The organism is Gammaproteobacteria bacterium (assembly GCA_016705365.1).
Taxonomy (GTDB): Bacteria; Pseudomonadota; Gammaproteobacteria; order Pseudomonadales; family UBA5518; genus UBA5518.
Genome location: JADIYI010000005.1, coordinates 284,552 through 307,175, shown reverse-complemented (window position 1 = coordinate 307,175; position 22,624 = coordinate 284,552). Strand labels below are relative to the sequence as shown.

The following is a 22,624-nucleotide window of genomic DNA, read 5'->3' as shown; positions in this document are numbered from 1 at the left end:
GCAGTACCAAGGGGGATCCATGGATAGTTACAAAATGTTTATTGCCGGTGAATCAGTCGGTGCGGCGAGCGGCCAAACGATGCAAGTCATCGATCCGGGGACCGGAGAATTCTTCGCAGAAGTTCCATGTTGCGATGAACGCGACGTCAATGCTGCCGTGGAAGCCGCGCGCGAGGCCTTTGACATTGGCATATGGAGCCGTATGTCAGCCAGCGACCGTGCCGACATCATGTTCCAGTTTGCCGACCTTGTTGAGGTGAATTGCAACAAGATAGCCATTGCCGACAGCCGCAGCAACGGCAGTCCTTTGAGCTGGGCCGCCGGTGGCTTGTGGGTCGCCTGCAACTCGACGCGCAATCTGGCCTGGTATGCCGCCAACAAATTTCCCTGGGAGGAAAATGTGTCAATGTCGGGCTCGGTTTTCGCTTTTGGCGAAAATACTGTCCGTCGAGAGCCTCTTGGTGTCTGTGCAGCCGTCACGCCATGGAACGTACCGTACTCCATGGCAATGTGGAAAATAGCTCACGCTCTGGTCATGGGCAACACGATGGTGCTCAAACCCGCCTCGTCTACGCCGCTCTCGGCGCTGATGATCGCCGAGCTGGCAAACCAGGCCGGTATTCCCAAGGGGGTTCTGAACGTTATCACCGGTCCGGGCGGGAGTGTTGGTCAAGCGCTTTGTTCGCATCCGGGGGTAGACAAGGTTTCACTGACGGGAAGCAGTGAGGTAGGCAGGATCTCCATGGCGTTTGCTGCCAGAAACCTTACGCCGGTGACCCTGGAACTGGGTGGAAAATCGGCCAATATCATCCTGGATGATGCCGACATCGATGTTGCCGTCGATGGCGCCATCGCTGCGAACTTCCAGAATGCCGGTCAGGTATGCATCTCCGGTTCGCGCCTGCTGTTATCAGGCAAGATCCATGACCGGTTCATCGCACGGCTGTGTGAGCGGATTCAGGATCTGAAAGTTGGCTACCAACTGCTGCCCGATACTGCAATGGGACCATTGAGCAGCAAAAAACAGCTTGAAACTGTTGAGCGCTATGTCGAGATCGGCAGGGCCGAAGGTGCCACGGTTGCCTGCGGCGGCCACCGGTTGACAGGGCCCGAGTATGAAAATGGCCATTACTACGCTCCCACCATTCTCACCGGCGTAAGCAACACCATGCAGGTGGCTCGCGAGGAAATTTTCGGACCTGTACTGGTGGTTATCCCGTTTGAAACCGACGACGAGGCCATTGGCATCGCGAATGACAGTGATTATGGCCTCGCCGGAGCAGTTTACTCCACCGACATAAAGCGGGCGCGCACCATTGCCAACCGGGTCCGTACCGGTATCCTGTCGATCAATGACATATCCATGCTTTCCGATTTTGTTCCGTTCGGTGGCTGCAAGGCCAGCGGTATCGGCCGTGAGTTCGGCGAGGAAGGACTGAAGCACTATACACAGCTAAAGTCGATCTACACCTCTAACGAAGCCACTGTCAACCGCAGCACCTTCGGCTCGGTGTTTCCCTATCCCAAGGGTGAGAAGTTCACTCATCTATCGCCAACCAAGATTGTCTGTGGACCGAAAGCATTGGCCGGTCTCAACAGCGAACTGCGCAAGCTCGAAGCAAAAAGAGCCGTGATAATCACCGATCCCGGGGTACGCAAAGCGGGCCTGCTTGACCGCGCCCTGCAAGCCGCTGGTGATCGCTGCGCTGGTGTATTCGATCAGGTAGTGCCGGACCCCCCTTACGAATGTGCTCAGGCAGCCCTTGATTACTGCCGCGAGATCGGTGCGGACAGTCTGATCAGCCTGGGGGGCGGCAGTTGCATTGACTGCACCAAGCTTGCGCTGGTAGCCCTGACAAACGGGGGCTCGGCAATCCAGAATATGAATCTTTTGCGTTTCGAAAATAAACTTCTGCCGCACATCGCGATTCCCACTGCGCACGGCACCGGAAGCGAGGTCTCGGCGACGGCGGTGATCACCAACAGCCGCCTGCACCGGAAATTTTTCCTCAACGGTCTCAATCTATATCCGGACGTTGCCATCCTGGATCCGACGCTGGTGACCGGACTGCCAAAATCCCTGAGTATAGGGACCGGGATGGATGCGCTGACACATGCTGTCGAAAGTGTGGTAAACCCGGATGCGAATCCTGTCGGTATCGCCCTCGGGCTACAGTCGATCCGGATGATCAAAGATAATCTGCCGAAAGTAGTGGCAAATGGCAGTGATCTGGTCGCCCGTCAGAACATGCTGGCGGCGTCGACGCTGGCCGGCATTGCACTTAACACGGGTCTGGGCATTGCTCACTGCTACTCTCACACGGTCGGCACTCTGTTTGGCTTGCACCACGGTACCGGCTGTGGCATCGCACTGCCCGCGGCAATGCGTTTCAACCGGGATTTCGCCACGACCAGGCTGGTTGAAGTCGCAATTGCCCTGGGCGTCGATACCCATGATATGAGCGCCGTTGCCGCGGCCGAAGCGGCCGCTGACGCCGTTGAGGTGCTCATGAAGGAAATAGGGCAGCCACGGCGCCTGTCCGAACTCGTTGCCGGCGATCAGATCGAGGCACAGTTCGAGCAATTTGTAACTGGCGTCATGAGTGATCCGAGTACCATGTTCAACCCTCGTCCGGTCAACGATCCGGTGGCAGTGGCGGAGTTCGTCCAAAGCACGATCTGATCCGTCCCGTTTGCACTCATCCGCTGGCGGTTGGTGGTTCTGCACCGGGTGAACGCCGGCATTTGAGCCAAAACACACTGAAAATGGCAGAATCGTGGTGCACACACTGCCAACTTCCGAGCGGTTGTGCGCCACGTAGCGTCGCGCTGGGGGCGCGAAAACCAGGCACGCGTGGGAGGTGCCGAGAGCTTTCGCCTCCACGCAGCTTTTTTGTTGTCGGAAGATGCAACTCGGGTCAGCGCGTGGGTACTGTCTTCTAGCGGCGGGGCCTTCATATTCCAGGGAGAAACAATGAACAGATTTACAGGAAAAGTCGCGCTGGTCACTGGTGCTGCCTCGGGAATCGGGCGAGCCACAGCCCTTCGCCTGGGTAATGAAGGCGCCAGTCTACTATTGGCTGATATCAACGAAGAGGGGCTCGCCAAAACAGCCGGGTTGCTTGCGCAAGGCACAAAGAGTCGGGCGGTGCAGCTCGACGTCACCGACTCCGCCAATTGTCGGAAAGCGGTAGACAGCTGTATCGAACGGTTTGGCCGATTGGATATCCTCTGCAATATCGCCGGCATCGCCATCTGTAACAACCTGACGTCAATCACCGACGAGCAGTGGCATCGCGCCATGGGTATCAACCTGGACGGGGTGTTTTTCATGTGTCGCGCCGCCATGCCGCATCTGATCGAGAGCAAAGGAAATATCGTCAACATGTCATCCAGTGCGGGCCTGGTGGGCCAAGCATACAATTCAGCCTATTGTGCGACCAAGGCAGGAGTGTTGATGTTCAGCAAGTCGCTGGCTCTGGAGTACTCGGGGCAGGCGGTACGGGTCAATGCGGTTTGCCCCGGTCTGGTCAAGACGCCCCTCACCGCGAATTTCGCGATGCCCGATGGAGCAGACATGGCACTGATGGGCAGGCTGGCGCCGTTGCTGGAAGGGGCCGAGCCGGAGGAGATTGCCGCGGCCGTGGCTTACCTCGCTTCGGACGAAGCGCGGTTTGTTACCGGCATCGCTCTGCCCATAGACGGTGCCCAGACCGCAGGTTGATGATGTCAAACATTGCGAGAGGGGTGTTTTGAGACTGGACCGTGAATCGCTGCGGATGCGAAGGGTGGCGCAACTATTGTGTGGTTGCCAGCGCACTCTCGGCCAGGGACCGAGCTGCGGCGTAATCGGCTTTTCCCGCGGGACTACGGGGTACCTCGGGTACAAAGACGATTTCCTTGGGCACTTTGTAACCCGCCAGCTTCATTCGGCAATGATCTTTCAAGGCAGCAACATTTTCACCGGTAGCGCTGGTGGTGGTTATCACTGCCACGACTTTCTGGCCCCAGCGGGAATCTTCAATTCCCAACACCAGGGCATCCTTGACCGAGTCGTTGGCAAGTAGTACTTCCTCAACCTCTTCAACGAACACCTTTTCGCCGCCGGTGTTGATGCACTGGGAATCACGTCCGAATATGGTGATGGATCCGTCCTCTTCCCGCCGGGCGATATCGCCGCTGATGGCACAGCGCTTGCCGTCGATGGTTACGAACGTCTCGGCAGTCTTTCCGGGATCGCGGAAATAGCCCTCTGGTATGTAGCCCATCCGAACCAGAATGCCCATCTCCCCAGGGTGCGCAAAACGCTCGCCACCGACGGCCACGTCAACGGTATCGCTCGACTTGAGGCGAATCAGGCCGCCGTCGCCAGGCTTGCATCCAGCACCCGAGACACCTGTCTCGGTTGAGCCCATCGAATTCACGATTACGGCAGCGGACGGCAGGCAAGCACGCAGGCGATCAGCCGCGTCGGGAGAAAGCATGGCACCACCGTTGGCGACGCAGACGATACTGGAAAGATCCCAGCGCTCGGGGTGGCTCTTAAGGGCGTCAAGCAGAGGAATCACCATGGCGTTGCCGATCACGTTTAGAACGTTCACTTTCTCCCGGGTCGCCACATCCAGGATGTTTTCGATATTCAGATCGGGCCGATCGTTCAACAGAGCGGTGCAGCCCGCCAGCAGTGCTATGGTCGTGGCCCACATGCCATTGCCGTGAATCAATGGACCCAGGACGAAAATGCGTAAAGGGTATGTCTCCCTGACGCGATCCGCCAACTCTTGCGGATGCTCGATTGGACCCGCTTCGCAAAGACTGCCGCCACCGGCGAACGCTGCATGGAAGATTGCCTTGTGGGACCACAGCACGCCTTTTGGCCTGCCGGTCGTGCCGCCCGTGTATTGCATGAACAGGTCATCATCACTGACTTCGATGTCTTCCAGGGATCCGGTGCCCGCAGCAACCGCATCCTCGAAAGCAACGGCATGTGTCAGGCGATTGCCCGGCTCACCGATGCGCAGCAGCACCTTGAGTTTGTGGTTTGGCAGCAAGGCGTCTGCGACGCAATCTTCCACTGCCGAGTTATAGACCAGCCCCTTGAGGTGGGCGTTGTCGTAGATGTAGCAGGCCTCGCTGGCCGTATAACGATAATTAACGTTGACCGGTATCGACTTGATCATATAGGCAGCGAACGTTGCTTCCATGAACTCGATACTGCTGTACGCGTGGATGCCCAAGGTATCGCCGGCCGCGATCCCCTGGCTGCGCAGCCAAAGCGCCAATTGCTTCGCCCGCTCGTAAAACTCCTGATAGCTTACCCGCCTAGAGCCACAGACCAACGCTTCCCGTCCCCGTGGCACCGTTTCCACCACCACGCCTAGCAGATCAGCCAAATTGAACGTCCTGATGCTGCTCATTTCATATGTCTCCGTCTAGCGCTCCAACTCCCGGAAGGGTATATCGCGATCTGTCCGCATTTCGCGCGGCAGGCCCAGCACATGCTCCGCGACCGTGTTTCTCATGATCTCATCGGTGCCACCGGCCAGGCGTATTCCGGGAGCAGATAGCCAGAGGCGCTGCAGAAAGGCCCACTCCTTGCCGAGGACCTCGTGGCTGAGCATGCCCTCCGGCCCGGCCAGTTCCATGGCGAACCCCGCGATATCGAGAATACCCTTGCCCGCGACCAGCTTGAGAATCGACATTTCCGGCCCCGGCTGCTGTCCCCTGGAAAGGGCAGTAATCCCCCGGGAAATAATGAGTTCGACACCCTTCTGACTGAGGTAGGCGTCGGCAATGCGGGCTTTGACGCGATCATCTTCCACAGCCGGCTTTCCGTTCCAGAGCGCTTTGCGTGCCAGGTCGATGAGGCCTTCATGGAGGTTTGATGGCAGTACTCCACCCAGCGACATGCGCTCGTGCATGAGCGTGCTCAGCATGACTTTCCAGCCGTCACACTCGTCGCCGAGGCGATGACTGTCGGGAATCCGTACATCGGTGAGGAAAACCTCGCAGAATTCATACTCGTCGGACATCTGGTGAATGGGACGAACTTCGATACCCGGCGCTTTCATGTCCAGCATGAACATGGTCAGGCCCTTCTGCTTGGGCTTTTCCCAGTCACTCCTGGCCAGAAGTATGCCGTAATCGCAGAAGTGGGCGCCGGAGGTCCACACCTTTTGTCCATTGACAATCCACTCGTCACCCCGCTTCTCGGCACGGGTGCGAATGCCGCCGGTATCCGAGCCGGCCGCCGGCTCGGAGAAAAGCTGGCACCAGATGTCATCGCCGCGCAGTCCCCGTGGAATATACTGCGCCGTCAGTTCAGGTTTTGCCCACATGGCCACCGTGGGCAAACATTGTCCCAAACTGTTTTCAAACACCTGGCGGGGTACCAGGAACTGCTCTTCCTCCTGCCCGTAAATAACCTGCTGTATCGGCGTGCCGCCCATTCCCCCGAATTCCCTTGGCCAGGTGATAGCTGCGTAACCGGCTTGCGCCTTTTTGCGTTGCCACTCACGGGCGGCAGCTATGCGTTCCGCTTCACTCATGCCCGCGTCAAATCGCTCATCATCGCTGGTGCGAGGCGTGGCATTGACCCCGAGCCATGCCCGAACCTCTACCCGGAATGCCGCTTCCTCAGGGGTGTCTCTGAAATCCATTGCTGTTTCTCCCGCCTACGCGGCCTCCCCGATCAGTTCGTTCGCCAGTTGGGCGCGCCAGGCATGTTCAGTACCGATGACTTGCGCCAGAAAGCGGGCGCGCCGCATGTGCAGGTGGCAGTCCATCTCCCAGGTGAAACCGATACCGCCGTGAATTTCGATGCTTTCTTCCGCCGCACTGTTGTATGCCACTGTCGCGGAAACACGCGCGGCACCGGCCGCCAATGCCAACTCCGGCGCCTCCGAGGACAGGGCCCACGCGCCGTAGTAAACATGCGCACGTGCCAGTTGATTGGCGGTGTAGATATCCGCCATCTTGTGTTTCAGCGCCTGGAAACTGCCAATCTGCCGCCCAAACGCCTTGCGTTCCAGGGAGTACTCTTTGGTGTTTTGCAGCACCTGGTCGGCGCCGCCCAACTGTTCGAATGCCAGCAACACTGCCGCGCCGTTGAGCACCCTGGCCGCAACGGCCCCGGTCGATGCCTCACCGGCGAGTACGTCGACCGGAGTCGCATCAAAGTTTATTTGCGCGTAGGGGCGGGTGGGGTCCAGTGACGTAATGGCTTTTCTCGTGACGCCCTGTGCTGTCAGGTCAACGGCGAGCAGATTCTCTTCCACACGCACGATAGCCAGGCCCGCCACCATACCATCCGGCAACACATATCTTCCCGTCAGTTTTCCTCCGGCGACTTTGTTTGCGCTGCCGTCGAGGTAGCTTTCAACGCTTCCGAGGTGCGCCGTGGCGATCAATTCACCCGAGGCCAGGCGTGGCAACCATTGTTGTTTCTGCACGTCGCTGCCGCCATGAATCAGCGCCTCGGCGGCAAGGTAGAAGCTCGACGACAATGGTACGGGCGCCAGGTGGCGGCCGGCTTCCTCCGCAACAAGGCACAGCTCCAGATAGCCCATACCGGAACCGCCATACACTTCCGGGATCGCCGCCGAGGCCGCCCCCATGTTGATCAGCTCGCGCCAAACGGCTTCAGAATAAGGTGCGTCTCCCTCGAGGATCTTGCGCACCGCCGTCGAAGTGCTGGTTGCAGCCAGCATCCTGTGCGCCGCCTCCTGCAGCAGACGCTGGTCGGCTGAAAAATCAAAGTTCACGAATTACTCCTTTTTTCGCAGCCATGCGCGGCATGCCGGCGCCATTGATGTGACTCTTTCCCGGGAGCTGTGTGTTGCTTGACTTGCTCAATCGAAATCGGGTTTTCGCTTTTCAAAGAATGCAGCGGCGGCCTCTTCGACATCTCCGGAAAGTCCGTTGAGTATCTGGTTCCGGTTCTCGAGATGCATTGCTGCTTCCATGGAGCCGGCATCCAGGTTGGCCCACATGCCCTGCTTCGTGGAGACAAGACCGTAAGGGCTGAAATCGCACAGTGTTTCGGCCAGTTCCAGTGCCGCATCCTGTAGCGCCTCATCTTCCACCAACCGCGTGATCAGTCCCCAGGATTCCGCCTGCGCGGCATCGACGACCCTCGCGCTCAGTATCATGTCGTGCGCCCTCGACGCCCCGATGTGCCGTGGCAGGGTATAGCTGACGGCCACGTCGCAGCCCGATATGCCCAGGCGAATGAATTGGGTGCAGAATGTTGCGGATTTACCGGCAATACGTATGTCACTGGCCAGCGCCAGCCCCAGCCCGCCGCCGTAGGCATGACCGTTCACAGCGGCGATCACCGGCTGCTGGATTTTTCGCAGCATGAGTGTCATTTCCGACATGTACTCCTGGGACCGCATGCCAAGTCGGGGCCCGGCTTTCATCTTTCCTACCGCAGCCTCGATACTTGCCGGATCAGCCTGGTCCATCAGATCGAGTCCTGCGCAGAAAGACCTCCCGGCGCCGGTCAGGATCACCACGCGGCAGTCGTTATCGATGTCGATATCGTGAAGCGCCTGCTTGAGTTCCTGCATGAGTTGCCAGCTCAGAGCGTTCCGCGCTTGCGGACGGTTAAGCGTCAGCCTGGCTATGGCGGGAGTGACTTTTTCGAGGATTACCGTTTCGTACATATTGCTTGCCTCACAATACGAGATAGCCGCCATCGGCCACCAAAGTGGTGCCGGTGGTATAACTGCCGAAGTCACTGACCAGGTACAGTATCGGACCGACGATTTCCTCTGTGTCGGCAACCCGTTTCATCAGGCAGGCGTCGATAGCGCCCTGTTCGAAACCAGGCAAAACGGCTGCACTCTTGTCGAACAGGTCAGAGTGATAGCTGCCGGGTGCGAGGGAATTGACGCGGATTTTCATGGGCGCCCACTCTGCCGCCATGATGCGCGTCATGGCGTTGAGACCGGCCTTCAGGATGGCGTAGAAACCCATGTAGGCGGATGGTTTGATACCCCCGACGGAGATGACGTTCACGATGCTGCCGCCGCCGGTTGCCGCCATTTTGGGCGCAAGCCTTGATGCCAGGTACCAGGGGCCCTTCAGGTTGACGTTGTAGAGCTTGTCGAACATCTCCGGTTGCAGGTCGGAGAGCCCGCCCACCGCGGGGTTGATGCCCGCGTTGTTGATCAGGATGTCGACCTTGCCCATCTCCGATACGGCGCGTTCGATCAGGTTGTCGATATCGCCGAGGTCACCCATGTGTGCAGCGACAGGCAGTGCCCTGACGCCCAGCTTGCGGATCTCCTTGCAGAGCTCCTCACAGCTTTCCAGCTTGCGGCTGGCGACAATCACGTCAGCGCCTGCTAAGGCCAGTCCGAGTGACATGGCCTTGCCCAGCCCCCTGCTGCCCCCTGTGACGAGAGCTACTTTCCCTGACAGGTCTATTGTGATCATGGTTTTGTCCAATGTCATGTTGCCCGCATCGCACCAGGCGATCGATGAATCCGTGCTTACCAGAAAGAATCCGCCGCTTTCAGTCCGCTACGCCGGTGGTCGCCGATGATGATCGGCTGCCAGTTACCCCAGCCCGAGCCTCCACCGACGGGGTCGTGAATCCGTATCACGGTGTCGCGAATCTGGTGCAGGCGCCGGGTGTTTTCAAACGTCGTGCAGTCTTCGATGCGCTCTCCATCCGCATGGCGCTTTCCGCGCCAGTCGCCGTGGTAGTTGCCCTCGAAACCGAAATACAGACCGGCCCCCAGGTGAAAGCCCGTCTCAGACATGGCTTCCAGCGTTATCACGCGCACAGAGCCATCTGCCATGGTGCAGTCGAGTTGCCCTCCCCTCAAGCGACGGTTGGCCGGGTCGTAGTCCAGGTCAGGCACGATGTCGGCGATGCGCTCGACCCGACCGTCCGGATGCTCCACGGCGGACATCACCGTTCTAGTCTGGCTCTGCCCGCTGGTCACCCTGCTGAAGTTGAGGAACAGGGCATAGTGACTGCCGTCGGCACGCTCCAGGTAGCTCGGGCTCCAGAAAAACTCATAACCCTCACCTGAGCCATCGTTGGCAGGTTCCAGTGCGCCCGGTGATCGCCCCACGCCGTAGCGCACTCCCCAGGAATGGTCGCGGGTGGAGACCCAGTGTTCGGACGTGATCTCGCTGCGAATCCCGTCGACCTCGATCCAGCCGGAAGCTACGCCGGTTTGGTGGTAGCGCACCAGTTCCGTCATGACCCGGTAGCCTTGGCGAATGTGAGACCGGTCCTCGAATCTTGCCGGTACGCGACCCTCGAAAAGGCAGTCGAATGCGATGGGCTGAACCTCATTGGGCTCCAGGATAAAACGCACCTTGTTCAGAGGCTCCACGACTTCATAGCGAATCGGTCCGATTGCCGTCAGGTTTGGCTTGGGCGAGAGTTGGCGACTCGCCCGCACGGTAATTTGCTCCTTGCCGCGGGAAATTCCGGCGTAACAATCCATGACATTGCGATTGGGGTACTTGCCGAGGCCGAATCCGAGTTGCAGGCTACCGTCGCGCGCCATGGCCATGGCGCAAACCTTCTCGGTCCAGTCCCGGTCGGTTGTGCCGACGCAGGCGAAGGAATCCATGATCTGGTGGCAAAACAGTTCGTCAGCTTCAAGGAGATGCCCAACGGGATTGCTGTTGGGACTAACGGTATTGTCCATGGTTTGCTTGCTCCTGCAAAAGGCGAGCACACAGGGCCCGGCGATCCTCGCGTTGTTATCCGGCTGCTTGCAGGGGGCCCGGAGCCGCGAGACAACAATTGGAAGGTATGCCGACGTCGTATACTGAAATCCGTCGTGCGATGAACGACTGGGCGTGCAGCGGGTCGGCAATGGGGCGGAGATTGGTGGCTATCTCCTGTGACACAAGGGCTTGTTCCTCGATAATGCTGCTATTTGTGTAAATATAGCTTATCGATAATTAAAATAAAACAAGCGAAGCTCGATATGATCTCGATTGGTTGACTTTTTGACCCGCAGGGGCGATTCCAGCCGCCGACCGCGATCGCTGGGAGACGGGCTGTGGTCGACCATACTCTCCACGACAGGAGTGATTACCCCCCGAGGGCGATGACCTTCAGTTGCTTGCCTTTGGGCATGCAGGCCACATCACCCATCTGCAGCCATGGTCCCTCGTTGCCGTGCTTGTCCAGGTAGCACCCGTGCGAGTGGTGACAGTGACATGCTCAGCGTGTGGGCGGGCACGTCCAGGACGGCTTCAAAGGATGCGGGGTGGCTGCAGGTGAGCACGGTGACTTCCATGTTACCGGTAGACAATCGGTGATCGATGGTATGCGGTAGCGTCGTTATATACATGAGTGGGCTTCCGCCAGCTTACCTGGCTCTGCTTACGGGATGGGATAGACAGCTTGCCGGTGATTTCATGCAAGCGGGGCCAGAGTCCGGTTATCAATGACCATCATTGAAAACTCATGTCCTGAAATAGAAACAGATCGCAGGGAAATACAACGGGCGCACGGCCATGCCGCTTGCCAACTTCCTGGCTCCACACGGCCGGGACCATACCAGTCAGCAGTGCATGGCGATTCCTTTCGATTGCCATGTGGAAGACCTGCCTGTACGAAGAGCGCATATCCCAGCCTTTTTTCCCCAGCTGCAAGCTGTCAATCGACCTTCCCCCGGGTTTCCAGGATTTGAAGAAAGAGGAGCGCTACTGCGTCTGGCATTCCACGAAGGACGCAAGCACGATCGCCGCGGCGCGTTAGCCGGTCCGCTAAAAAATCGCGACGAGATCTGGTTAGAGGTCGCCGCTTCATTTGCAATGATCGCCGGGCTTCCCGCCCGTGCTTTGGCGCTCGGAAGCGAAGTGGCCGCTGCCATTGTCAGAAAGTATAGTCAGGTAGTATTTCCTTTCCGCCCAGCGTCCTGACAGTATTCATACCCAGCTCTCGCAACAAGTCCAGGCTGAGTAGTATTCGACCCGACAGCTCACTGGCCGGACGGGAGCTGAGTTCCAGGCATGCTTCTGCCATCGCTTCTTCCGGCTCGAGGTGCGCTTCCGCGTCGACGGTACCGATTTCAATGGCGCCTTCACTCATCACCGCCTCCACCGGAGCCAGTGTATTGACAGCAATGTTGTACTGGGCCAATTCAACGGCCTGCCCCGCGGTCATTCTCTCCAGGCACGCCTTGGTGGCGGCATACATGGAAGGACCGGCATGCAGGTTGAACATCGTGTAGCGCTTCTCGAAATCGTACGGGGCCGGATCGGGGAGATTAACGGTCGCGCTTGACAGGTTGACAACCCATCCCGCGCCGCGCTCCTTCATGCTTGGAATTGCCTGTTGCGTCAGGTGAAGAGGGGCGACCACATTTATCTCGAAGGTCTGCCGAACGTCTTTCAGCCGCTGTTCGTGCGTGGCTTGGTAGCGGCACCACGCCGCGTTGTTGACCAGAATATCGACGCCACCGAACCGGGCAATGGTCTCGGGAACAATATGACTGCGCTCCTTCTCCTTCGCAAGATTAGCGGCGATGCAGATACACTCTCCACCCATATCCCGGATACGCCCGGCCACGGAGTTTAGTGACCCGGGCAGGCGGCTGTCGCCCTCTTCAACGGTGCGCGCGACCAGCGCCACCTTCGCGCCTTCCGCCGCCAGGCGAATGGCCAAGGCGGCGCCGATACCGCGGCTGGCGCCAGTGACGATGGCTACTTTACCTTCAAGTCTCTGGGTCATGATGGTTCCTTTTTGGCAGGCAAATTTCTCCGGAAAGTCGGCGTCGGCGCGCTGTCATTCAAAATAGCCGCACGATAAAATATCGTAATATCTTATTAGTAAGTATAATTGGATCGCAAGCGGAAAAGAACAGAAAGAGGCGGGGCAGGCCCCCTCGCATATCCAGGGAAGAAGTCATCCAGACATCGATTCGGATACTCGATTCGGCCAGCGCCGAAGATTTCATGATGAAGGAGCGCTGGAAGAAATCGAGATTTTTCTGCTGTGTTCGAACAACTTGTCGACGGGGTGGAGATGCTCGCGGCGAGCCCTGCGAGGCAGTTGTCAGCCGTAAAAATGGCTGGCTGACGACCGCTCACCGCATGTCATTGAGGCTGCCCGTACCGCTATGGCGGCGCGTGTGCGAAACCACTCCATTGCCAGACATTCATCCCGGAACCTGTCCTACCAGTCTGTCCGGCGTTTTTCTCGACTGAAATTGCTGCGACAATGCACGCAACGCAACGCGCCAAATTGCGCAGCGAATCTTCGAACCGGGGATCAACCGTGGCTGAAAGCCTGCTGGAACACGATGCGCTCAGGTGGCGCTTGTGCGTCGCGCCCATGATGGAGTGGACCGATCGCCATTGCCGCTATTTCCTGCGCCTGATCACCCGGCACGCCCTGCTCTACACCGAGATGGTAACCAGCGCCGCAATCGTGCACGGTGATCGCGAGCACCTGCTGGGTTTCGATGCGCTTGAGCAGCCGCTGGCGCTTCAGCTCGGCGGCAGCGATCCGCGCGAGATGGCCGAAAGCGCGCGCATCGGCGAGCAATGGGGTTACCGGGAGATCAACATCAATGTCGGCTGCCCCTCCGATCGGGTGCAATCGGGGCGTTTTGGCGCCTGCCTGATGGCGGAGCCCGAACTGGTGGCGCACTGCGTCGCAGCCATGCGCGCGGCGGTGAGCGTACCGGTGACGGTCAAATGCCGGATCGGTATCGATGACCGTGACAGTTATGCCGAGTTGCAGCAGTTTGTGAGCCAGGTGGCCGAGGCCGGCTGCGAGACCCTCGTGATCCATGCGCGCAAGGCCTGGCTGAGCGGGCTGAGCCCGAAGCAGAACCGCGAAATACCGCCACTCGATTATCCGACGGTCTATCGCGTCAAGCAGGATTTTCCGACGCTCACGGTTGTGATCAATGGCGGAATCGACAGCCTGGAGGCGGCCGCGGCGCATCTGTGCTCGGTCGATGGCGTCATGCTGGGGCGCGCGGCCTATCACAATCCGTACCTGCTGGCCGCGGCAGATGCGCTGTTGTTCGATGACCATCACGTGGTGCCGTCGCGTCACGAGATACTCGAGGCGTTCCTGCCCTACGTCGAGCGACAGCTCGCCGGAGGGCGGCGCCTGTGCCAGATCAGCCGCCACGTGCTCGGCCTGTTCCAGGCTTGCCCGGGCGGGCGGCGCTTCCGCCGTCATATCGCGGAGCACGGTTATCGCGACGGGGCAGGTATCGAGGTGCTGCGTGATGCGGCGGCCTGCGTATCGCGCATGACACTGCCTGACGACGCCCGACTATCGGCCTGAGGACCACGTCATGCTGTCACGAATCCGGGATTTCATCGCCGCCTCGCTGGCGCCGGGCGAGGCGCCCGCGCACAGTGCGCACGGCCGGCACCTGGCCGCGGCGGCGCTGCTGATCGAGGTCGCACGCGCCGATTACCGGCACGATCCGCGCGAACAGGTCACCATGCGCGAAATGCTGCACCGCTGCTTCGGGCTGAGTCACGAGGAACTCGACACCCTGCTGGCGCTGGCAGAGGCCGAAGCACACGAGGCGACCTCGAGCTACGCGTTCACCCGGGTGATCAACGAGGAGTTCACGGATGCGGAAAAATCCGCGCTGTTGCGCTCGATGTGGCAGGTGGCGTATGCCGATGGCGACGTCGACAGGTACGAGGAGCACCTGATCCGCAAGATCGCGGGGCTGATCTACGTTCCGCATTCCGAATTCATCCGTACCAAGCTCGAGGCCGGTGCCGCCGCCCAGCGCTCCTGAAGCACCGATCAGGTGCGGCGGCAATCGGGGCGCGTGCGCCACGCTGCGGGGCGTTTCACGCAAGCGGGTGGCGCCTCACGCCTCAGAAATCCTCGTCGCCGAAATCATCCTCGGGCAACTCGCCGGTGATCAGGAACTCGCGGCGCTGCAGGTAGAGATTGCGCAGGAAGACGTAGCGGTCACCGGTGATCAACTCCTCGACCGACAGCAGATCGGCGCGCAAATCGACCATCTCGAGTGCGCGCAGAGACCACTTCGTGGTGTCGTCATCGACGTAGAACAAGGGGTGCAGGAACAAGTCTCCCCCGCGCGAGACGCCATCTCGCACGGTGCTCGGCCCGAGCAATGGCAACACGATATAGGCGCCCGGGCCAACACCCCAGCGGCCCAGGGTCACTCCCAGGTCGGTATCGTACTGCTCGATACCAAGCTTGCTGGCCACATCGAAAAGCCCGAACAAGCCGAGCGTGCTGTTCACCACGAAACGGCGCCCGTCACTGCCCGCTTCGGCCAGGCGCCATTGCAAAACGTGATTGATGAATGCCGGCACCTTGCCCAGGTTGGTGAAGACGTTGCTGACACCGGTATCGACGAATTGCGGCGTGACTGTCTGGTAACCCTTGGCGACAGGTTTCAGCAGGTTGCGATCGAGCACATCGTTGAACTCGAACACGCCCCGGTTGAAACCCTCCAGCGGATCCGGCTCTCCCACTTCGCACCATGCCGCCGCACTGCCCAGCAGCAGGCCGAACATCAACGCCGTAACGGTGCCAGCCCAGGCGAACCGAAGTCTCATATGCGAGCCACCCTGCGCAATCGGAGCGCAAGGTTAGCACAGGATGTGAAACCGGTCTTCCGTCGGGTATCGGCGCGGGGCGCGGGTGCCGGCAACTACGCCCAGCGCCTGCAAACGCAGCAAGGTGTCACGACAGGATTCGAGCAACTGCGCGGGCGCAACCCCGAGCTCGCCCGCGATGGTGCCGCAGATTGCTTCCCCGCTGCTTTGCTCGCCATCCATCAGCGCCAGCATGCGCAGCGTGGCCGCATTGCTCTCGATGAATTTCACCGCATCGGCGGCGTTGCGATACACGACCAGGCAAGTCGGATCCGGGCCCGGCTGCGGCGGCTGGAAATCACGGCAGATACGGTGCACCGGGAACCGGTAGGACAGCGGCCAGGCGAGCGGGCTGAGCACCGGGATGCCCGTCATCGGATCGCCGCCTGGATCGATGTCCGGCGCCGCGATTTCAGCGTCCGCCACGTCCAGCGCAATCTCCACCCACTCGTAATGCGCCAGTTCCAGCAGGAACGGGCGCCGTGTTCCGCCGCTGTCGGGTGCGGATTCGATGAAACGCAGGAACTCCTGGCCAATCTCCAGGAAATACGGCGTCTGGCAGCGATGGCTGCTCACGAAGCGGCGGATCAGTTGCTGCCATTCGCGCTCATCGAACAGCGCTCTCAGGACCGGAAATCCGCCCGCCACGAAGCCCTCGATGGTGTTGTATACCAGTTCGTTGTAGATGCGCATGCGCCGCTGTTCGACACCGTCGGGGCACGGACTGGCACCGGGGTCGCGGATATGGCGGGTGAATGCGCGCTGCTGCGCGGCGACGCCATCGCTCATGCGCCCAGTCCCTGCCTGAGCGGCGCGCGCTCGAGGTGGCGCTGCTGGATGCGGCGTACCTCGCCGACTTCCGCCAGCAATCGAGTGAGCGGGGGGATATTGAAGTCGCGCTCGAGCAGGGTGGGCAACACGCCGAAGCGAGCACAGGCCCGGTCGAGCAGTTCCCACACCGGGTCGATCACATCGGCACCATGGGTATCGACGCGCAGATCCTCGGCCTCCACATAATGCCCCGCGACATGCATGTAGCGGGTACGCTCGACGGGCAGACCCGCGAGAAATGTACCGGCGTCGTAGCGATGGTTGATGCTGTTCACATAGATGTTGTTCACATCCAGCAGCAGTTCGCAGTCGGCCTCGGCCAGCACCGCGTTGATGAATTCGAGCTCGCTCAGCTCCTGGCCAGGCGCTACGTAGTAAGAGGCGTTTTCAAGTGCGATGCGCTGCCCCAGGACATCCTGCACCTGGCGCACCCGCGCGGCCACGTGGCGCACGGCCTCGGCGGTAAACGGGATCGGCAACAGGTCGTAGAGATGCCCCTCGTCACCGCAGTAACTGAGATGTTCGCTGTAACCCGGGCAATCGTGTTCGCGCATGAACGCCTTGATGCGCCGCAGCAGGTCGAAGTCGAGCGGTGCGAAACCGCCGATATTGAGCGACAGGCCATGCAGCATCACCGGGTAGCGCCCGGCGAGCGCGCGAAACTGCCGCCCAAGCCGCCCGCCCACGCCGATCCAGTTCTCCGGGGCCACTTCCAGAAAATCGATGGCACCGGCATCAAGGGTGGCAATCGGGCCCAGCAGGGCCCGCCGCAAGCCCAGGCCCGCTCCGAACAGGCGGGTATTCACAGCGACAATCCGTCTTCAGTATCCGTCGGGCGTATTCTCGCCACACTTGCCCTCGGCGCCGCACTTGCCTTCGGCCGGCTTCGCATCGCCACATTTGCCCTCGGTATCGGCCTTGTCACCGCATTTGCCCTCGGCATCGGTTTTCTTGTCACCGCACTTGCCTTCGCCACACTTTCCCTCGGCCGGCTCGGCTGTTTCACCCTGGGCCAGCTGGTACCCCGCCGTCAGCTCGCTCAGCGCAAACGGATTGCTGTCGGCCGAGGCCAGCGGAGACAGGGTGCTCGCCAGAAGAGAGGCCCCGATTGCTGCCGCCAGCGGATTGATGGATTTGCTTGTCATGTCTTTGCTCCTCGCAATGGTCACTGTTTGAATCAAACGCAGGGCCACGCTCGCAATTCGACCCGTCAGTCCGATACGACCGCAACAGGTACGGATGGTTCGCGGTTCCGCCTCACCCTTTTACTTCATTTGGCGTGGCGGGTACAGAATGCCGACTCAGGCCTCGCGCAGCCAGGCCAGCAGTTGCGGGAAGTGATCGGTTTCGGCGTCCGGATGCAGCAGCATGCCGGTATGGGAGTAGTCGTGCAGGTTTCCGCCGGCCCGACCGAGCACCAGCATCCGCCCATCATGGCGCCCGAGCTCGTGCATGAAATCGCGCACATCATCCGGGCTGCCGAAAGCGCGGTCGCTGGCGGAGGCAAAATACAGGCTGCGAACCCATACGCGCTTGCGCAGGGACGCGCCATAATCGAAGCCGTCTTCCGAATCGATCCACTGCTCGCGGCTCGACCAGTTGACGCCGTCGTGATAACAGCGCTCCGATTCGCGTGCCGTTCCGAGACGCAGACGGTCGGCCGCCAGGTATCCCTCGTAGGCCACCGCGATACGACCGATCCGGTTCCACAACAGGTCGACCAGCAGGCGTCGGCGCAATCCGCGCACATGGATCTGGCGACGCGCCCCGAAATGCACCAGCTGGCGCACACCGAGCGCCGCAGGGTTGCTGCGCGCCAGCGCGGCGGCCGCCAGCACGCCGCCAAGCGAATGCGTGATCCAGGTCTGTTCACGGCCGCCGGCAAGACGCGCCACGGTCGCCGACAGCGCCGGGATGTCCTCGGTCACCAGCTCATGGAAGCCGAAATCGCTGTTCTGGTTGATCGCCGGCCAGCTCTTGCCCTTGCCGCGCAGGTCCGCCACGAAGACATCGAAACCCTCGCGGGCCAGGTAGCAACCGAGTCCGCGCCCCGCATGCGAGTAAAAAATATGGCCGTCCTCGGCCGCGCCGTGCAGCATCAACACCGGCTCGCCCGCGCCCTTGTTGCCGCACCACAGACGGCGCAGATGCAGCTGCACCTTGCCGGTCACGGGGACCATCAGCGATTCCTGATTGACGAGTTCGGGCATTGACATGACTGGTCGGGGCGCGGGAAGGCGCAAGTGTAGCCCATCGACAACGATAATGACGACACGTCAGGATCCTTGCGTGACATCCTCCCACAACCTGTCGAGCCGCTTGCGCGATACCGGCACCACGGTGCCGAGCTGCTGCGCAAAAAGGGAAATCCGGTACTCCTCGAGCATCCAGCGGTATTCCACACAGCGCGCCGCCGCCTCCGGATGGCGAACCAGGAATGCTTCCATTCGCGTTTGCAGCAGTTCGAGTTCGTGTACGCACTCCAGATCGCGCGCACGGCGCAGGGGGATCTTCTCGAGACGGCACGCGATCGCTTTCAGGTATATCGGCAGGCGTTCGCGCCAGCGCGCTGGCGTCGCATGCAGGAAACCGGCGTGCAGCAAGCGTTCGAGCTGGGCCTCGATATCGCGGCGGGCCCCGGCGCTCGCACCCTGCTGCAGCACTGCGCGCGCGGCCTGTATGGCCTGCATCTGCTCCGCAATGCGTTCGAGCAGTTGCGCGAGCGCCTGTGCCTGTGGCGTGATGCCAGCACGACAGCGGGCAACGAGCGCCGCGAATTCCCCCGCCTCGCGCGGCAAATCGCCGGTTTCCGGCAGACACGCATCGACCGCGCCGAGCAACAGGTCCTCGATCAGCGCCGCACGCTCGAAACGCGCACCGAGTGGCAGCAGGGTGCGCGCATTGCGCAGCAGGTTGCGCCGCAGGTAGGTCGCGGCCTGCGCGCACTCGATCAGCAGCAAGCGACGCACCCCGGCGCGATGCATCGCATGCGCCGCATCGGCATCCGGCAGCGTCTCGATCGAGACGCTCTCGCCACGGTCGCACAGCGCCGGGTAGGCATGCAGTTCGACGCCGGCACCAGCCACGCGCACGTCCTGTGGCAACGCCCCGAAATCCCAGGTGCGGATGTCCACGCGGGCCAGCGCTGCCGGCGCCGCGCGTTGCACCTCGCCGCGCGCGCGATCCACGTTGGCCACCCGCAACGCGCCGATATCACGGCCCTGCGCAACCACCGCGCCATCGGCCGCAACCAGGCGCAGGTTCATGCGATAGAACGGATCGAGCGCCTCCTCGCCGCGCCACGCTTCACGCGGTATCTGCACCGCGCACAGTTGCCTGATGCGCTCTCCGAGAACCTGCGTCAACGGCTCGTCGCGGGGCTCCAGGTTCGCGAGCAGCCGGTCGACGGCATCCGGCACCGGCACCAGCAGCCGGCGATAGTGTTTCGGCAGCGCCTTCAGCAACGCGATTACCTTGTCGCGCAACAGGCCCGGCACCAGCCACTCGGCCAGACAACGCGGAAACTTCTCCAGCAGCGCCAGCGGCAGCACAGCCGTGACGCCGTCGGCGGCGTGCCCGGGTTCGTAGAGATAGATCAGCGGGATGCGTAACTCGCGCCACTCCAGCTGGTCGGGGAATTGCGCCCCGGACACCTCGTCGCCGAGCTTGCGCAGCAGACTCTCGCGCTGCATGCACAGTACCTCGGGCTGGCGCGGCAGCTCCTGGCGCAGCCACTTCTCGAGCGTCGGATGATCGAGTACCGAATCCGGCAGGCGCTCGTCGTAGAACTCGAAGATCACCCGGTCCTCGACCAGCAGGTCACGCCGGCGTCCCTTGGCTTCGAGCGCCTCGATCTCCGCCAGCAGGCCCCGGTTGTGGGTCCAGAAACGGCGCTGGCTGCGGTAATCACCTTCCACCAGTGCGCTCTGGATGAAAATGCGCCGCGCCGCGGGTGGATCCACGCGGGCGAAATCGATGCTGCGATTGTCCGACAGCACCAGGCCGAAAAGACGCACGCACTCCGCGGCCAGCACCTTGCCGCTGCGCGCCGCCCAGCGCGGCGAATGATGTTCGCGCTTGACCAGGGGATCGGCCCATGGAAACACCCAGTCCGGATCGATCGCGGCCACCACGCGCGCATACAGCCGGGTGGTTTCAACCAGCTCCGCGCACACCACCCACTTCGGCTGCTTGCGGAACAGGAACGATCCGGGGTGCACCGAGAAGCGCCGGTTGCGCACCCCCTCGTAATCGCGCTCCTCGGTGCGGATACCGATATGGGTCAGCATGCCGGCCAGCACCGCGCGATGCAGGGTCTCGTCACTGGCCGCCTCGCGATTCTCCCGCAGCCCGAGTTCGCGCGCGACGAGGCGCAATTGATGATGGATATCGCGCCACTCGCGCAGCCGCAGCCATGACAGGAATTCCCGCTGACACATGCGCCGGAACTGCCCTGCACTCGTCTCCTGGCGCTGCGCCTCGACATGGCGCCACAAGTTCAGCACCGACACGAAATCGGAACTCTCGCAGGCAAAACGCCGATGGCTCTGGTCGGCGGCCTGCTGCCTTTCCACCGGTCGCTCGCGCGGGTCCTGGATGCTGAGAAAACTCGCCACCACCAGCATCTCGCTCAGCGCGCCGAGTCCGGCCGCGGCCAGCAACATGCGCCCGCTACGCGGATCGACCGGCAGGCGAGCGAGCTTGCGCCCGGTGGCGCTCAGACGCTTGCCTTCGAGCGCGCCGAGCTCTTCGAGCAGGCGCACGCCGTCATTGACCTGACGCTCATCGGGCGGATCGAGAAACGGAAACCGCGCCACCTCGCCGAGGCCGAGCGCCTGCATCTGCAGGATCACCGAGGCCAGGCCGGTGCGCAGGATTTCCGGGTCGGTGAATGCCGCGCGGGCCGCGAAATCCACCTCGCTGTAGAGCCGCACGCAGATACCGTCACTGAGCCGTCCGCAGCGGCCCTTGCGTTGATCGGCGCTGGCGCGTGCAATCGACTCTATCGGCAAGCGCTGCACCTTCGAGCGCACGCTGTAGCGGCTGATGCGCGCCATCCCCGGATCGATCACGTAGCGGATGCCCGGCACCGTGAGCGAGGTCTCGGCCACGTTGGTGGCGAGCACGATGCGTCGCCCGGCACGGCTCCGGGGACGCAACACGCGCGCCTGCTCCGATTGCGACAGCCGCGAATACAACGGCAGCACCTCGATGTGCTCGAGCGCGGACTTGCGGATTGCCAGGGCAGTTTCGCGAATATCGCGCTCGCCGGCATGAAACACCAGCACATCGCCACGACCGGCATGCGCCGTGCCGCGCTCGCCGGCAATCAGCTCCTCGATTGCCGCCACGATGGCCTGCGGGATATCGGCATCCTGCTCGGGCGGCGGGCGGTACCAGACTTCCACCGGGTAGGTGCGCCCTTGCACCTCGATCACCGGCGCATCGTCGAAATGGCGCGCAAAACGCTGCACATCGATGGTCGCGGAGGTCACGATGAGCTTGAGGTCCGGGCGCTCGGGCAACAGGCGTTTCAGGTAGCCGAGCAGGAAATCGATATTGAGACTGCGCTCGTGCGCCTCGTCGATGATCAGCGTGTCGTAGCGCCCGAGACGCCGGTCGTGCTGGATTTCCGCGAGAAGGATGCCATCGGTCATCAGCTTGATCAGCGTATCCGGCGTCGAGCGGTCGCTGAATCGCACCTGCGATGCAACGCGCGTATCGCCGCCGCTGCCGAGTTCCTCGGCGATACGCGCGGCGACCGCCTGGGCCGCGATGCGTCGCGGCTGGGTATGCCCGATCATGCCGCGCGCACCGCGTCCGAGCTCGAGGCACAGTTTCGGCACCTGGGTGGTCTTGCCGGAACCGGTGTCACCGGCCAGGATCACCACCTGGTGTGTATCGATCGCCTCGCGAATACGCTCGCGCTGCTGCGCGACCGGCAATTCCTCCGGGTAACTCAGGGCCTGCGGCAGCAAGCCGCGACGGCGCACGAGCTCCGCCTCGGATTTCGCGATTCCTTCCAGCAGCCGCGCCAGCACCTGGTCGTGCGCCTGGCCGCGTTGCTGCAGATCACGCAGCTGGCGCAACTGGCGCAGCAGCGCACCGCGTGCGGCGCTCATCGCCTGCCCGATGCGTTCTCCGAGTTCGCGATTGGCGGGTGCGGATTGCCTGTCCGGCGTCAGTTCATCGGGCATGC

General features: G+C 61.5%; 17 protein-coding genes. 4 read left to right on the top strand and 13 right to left on the bottom strand.

Annotated features, from left to right (window positions below; genetic code table 11):
• Window positions 1-19: 19 nt before the first annotated feature.
• The gene (locus tag IPF49_05155; GenBank protein MBK6287026.1) at window positions 20-2,683 is read left to right on the top strand and encodes an aldehyde dehydrogenase family protein; all 2,664 of its coding nucleotides are present in this window, start codon (window positions 20-22) and stop codon (window positions 2,681-2,683) included.
• A gap of 291 nt (window positions 2,684-2,974) precedes the next feature.
• Window positions 2,975-3,724, top strand: coding sequence for an SDR family oxidoreductase (locus IPF49_05150; GenBank protein MBK6287025.1), 750 nt, complete (start codon window positions 2,975-2,977; stop codon window positions 3,722-3,724).
• Window positions 3,725-3,797: 73 nt separating this feature from the next.
• Here the strand turns inward: IPF49_05150 and IPF49_05145 are convergent, their stop codons facing one another.
• From IPF49_05145 to IPF49_05115, 7 genes are all read right to left on the bottom strand, one after another.
• Window positions 3,798-5,417 carry an AMP-binding protein gene (locus tag IPF49_05145; GenBank protein ID MBK6287024.1) on the bottom strand — a complete coding sequence of 540 codons (1,620 nt, stop codon included), beginning with the start codon at window positions 5,415-5,417 and terminating at the stop codon, window positions 3,798-3,800.
• A 15-nt stretch (window positions 5,418-5,432) separates the two neighbouring features.
• Window positions 5,433-6,659 (bottom strand): acyl-CoA dehydrogenase family protein, encoded by a 1,227-nt coding sequence (locus tag IPF49_05140; protein MBK6287023.1) that lies wholly within the window; start codon window positions 6,657-6,659, stop codon window positions 5,433-5,435.
• A 15-nt stretch (window positions 6,660-6,674) separates the two neighbouring features.
• On the bottom strand, window positions 6,675-7,763 hold the full coding sequence (locus IPF49_05135) for an acyl-CoA/acyl-ACP dehydrogenase (GenBank protein MBK6287022.1): 1,089 nt from the start codon (window positions 7,761-7,763) through the stop codon (window positions 6,675-6,677).
• An 87-nt stretch (window positions 7,764-7,850) separates the two neighbouring features.
• A complete protein-coding gene (locus IPF49_05130; GenBank protein MBK6287021.1) occupies window positions 7,851-8,666 on the bottom strand; it encodes an enoyl-CoA hydratase/isomerase family protein in 816 nt (271 codons plus the stop codon).
• A 10-nt stretch (window positions 8,667-8,676) separates the two neighbouring features.
• On the bottom strand, window positions 8,677-9,441 hold the full coding sequence (locus IPF49_05125) for a glucose 1-dehydrogenase (GenBank protein ID MBK6287020.1): 765 nt from the start codon (window positions 9,439-9,441) through the stop codon (window positions 8,677-8,679).
• A gap of 56 nt (window positions 9,442-9,497) precedes the next feature.
• A complete protein-coding gene (locus IPF49_05120; GenBank protein MBK6287019.1) occupies window positions 9,498-10,676 on the bottom strand; it encodes a hypothetical protein in 1,179 nt (392 codons plus the stop codon).
• Window positions 10,677-11,857: 1,181 nt separating this feature from the next.
• Window positions 11,858-12,715, bottom strand: a complete 858-nt coding sequence (locus IPF49_05115; GenBank protein MBK6287018.1) for an SDR family NAD(P)-dependent oxidoreductase — start codon at window positions 12,713-12,715, stop codon at window positions 11,858-11,860.
• Between the two features lie 489 nt (window positions 12,716-13,204).
• Between IPF49_05115 and dusA the strand changes: the two genes are divergently transcribed.
• Complete coding sequence (dusA, locus tag IPF49_05110; protein MBK6287017.1) at window positions 13,205-14,287, top strand: tRNA dihydrouridine(20/20a) synthase DusA; 1,083 nt, start codon at window positions 13,205-13,207, stop codon at window positions 14,285-14,287.
• Between the two features lie 10 nt (window positions 14,288-14,297).
• The gene (locus IPF49_05105; GenBank protein MBK6287016.1) at window positions 14,298-14,759 is read left to right on the top strand and encodes a TerB family tellurite resistance protein; all 462 of its coding nucleotides are present in this window, start codon (window positions 14,298-14,300) and stop codon (window positions 14,757-14,759) included.
• A gap of 82 nt (window positions 14,760-14,841) precedes the next feature.
• On the opposite strand, the gene IPF49_05100 is transcribed toward IPF49_05105, so the two are convergent.
• From IPF49_05100 to hrpA, 6 genes are all read right to left on the bottom strand, one after another.
• The gene (locus tag IPF49_05100; GenBank protein MBK6287015.1) at window positions 14,842-15,555 is read right to left on the bottom strand and encodes a VacJ family lipoprotein; all 714 of its coding nucleotides are present in this window, start codon (window positions 15,553-15,555) and stop codon (window positions 14,842-14,844) included.
• A gap of 33 nt (window positions 15,556-15,588) precedes the next feature.
• A complete protein-coding gene (locus IPF49_05095; GenBank protein MBK6287014.1) occupies window positions 15,589-16,383 on the bottom strand; it encodes a putative DNA-binding domain-containing protein in 795 nt (264 codons plus the stop codon).
• Window positions 16,380-17,240, bottom strand: coding sequence for a DUF692 domain-containing protein (locus IPF49_05090; protein MBK6287013.1), 861 nt, complete (start codon window positions 17,238-17,240; stop codon window positions 16,380-16,382). The genes IPF49_05095 and IPF49_05090 overlap by 4 nt, the downstream gene beginning before the upstream one ends.
• A 6-nt stretch (window positions 17,241-17,246) precedes the next feature.
• Complete coding sequence (locus tag IPF49_05085) at window positions 17,247-17,570, bottom strand: hypothetical protein (GenBank protein MBK6287012.1); 324 nt, start codon at window positions 17,568-17,570, stop codon at window positions 17,247-17,249.
• Between the two features lie 156 nt (window positions 17,571-17,726).
• Window positions 17,727-18,605 (bottom strand): alpha/beta fold hydrolase, encoded by an 879-nt coding sequence (locus tag IPF49_05080; protein ID MBK6287011.1) that lies wholly within the window; start codon window positions 18,603-18,605, stop codon window positions 17,727-17,729.
• A gap of 96 nt (window positions 18,606-18,701) precedes the next feature.
• Window positions 18,702-22,622 carry an ATP-dependent RNA helicase HrpA gene (gene hrpA, locus IPF49_05075; GenBank protein ID MBK6287010.1) on the bottom strand — a complete coding sequence of 1,307 codons (3,921 nt, stop codon included), beginning with the start codon at window positions 22,620-22,622 and terminating at the stop codon, window positions 18,702-18,704.
• Window positions 22,623-22,624: the final 2 nt, after the last annotated feature.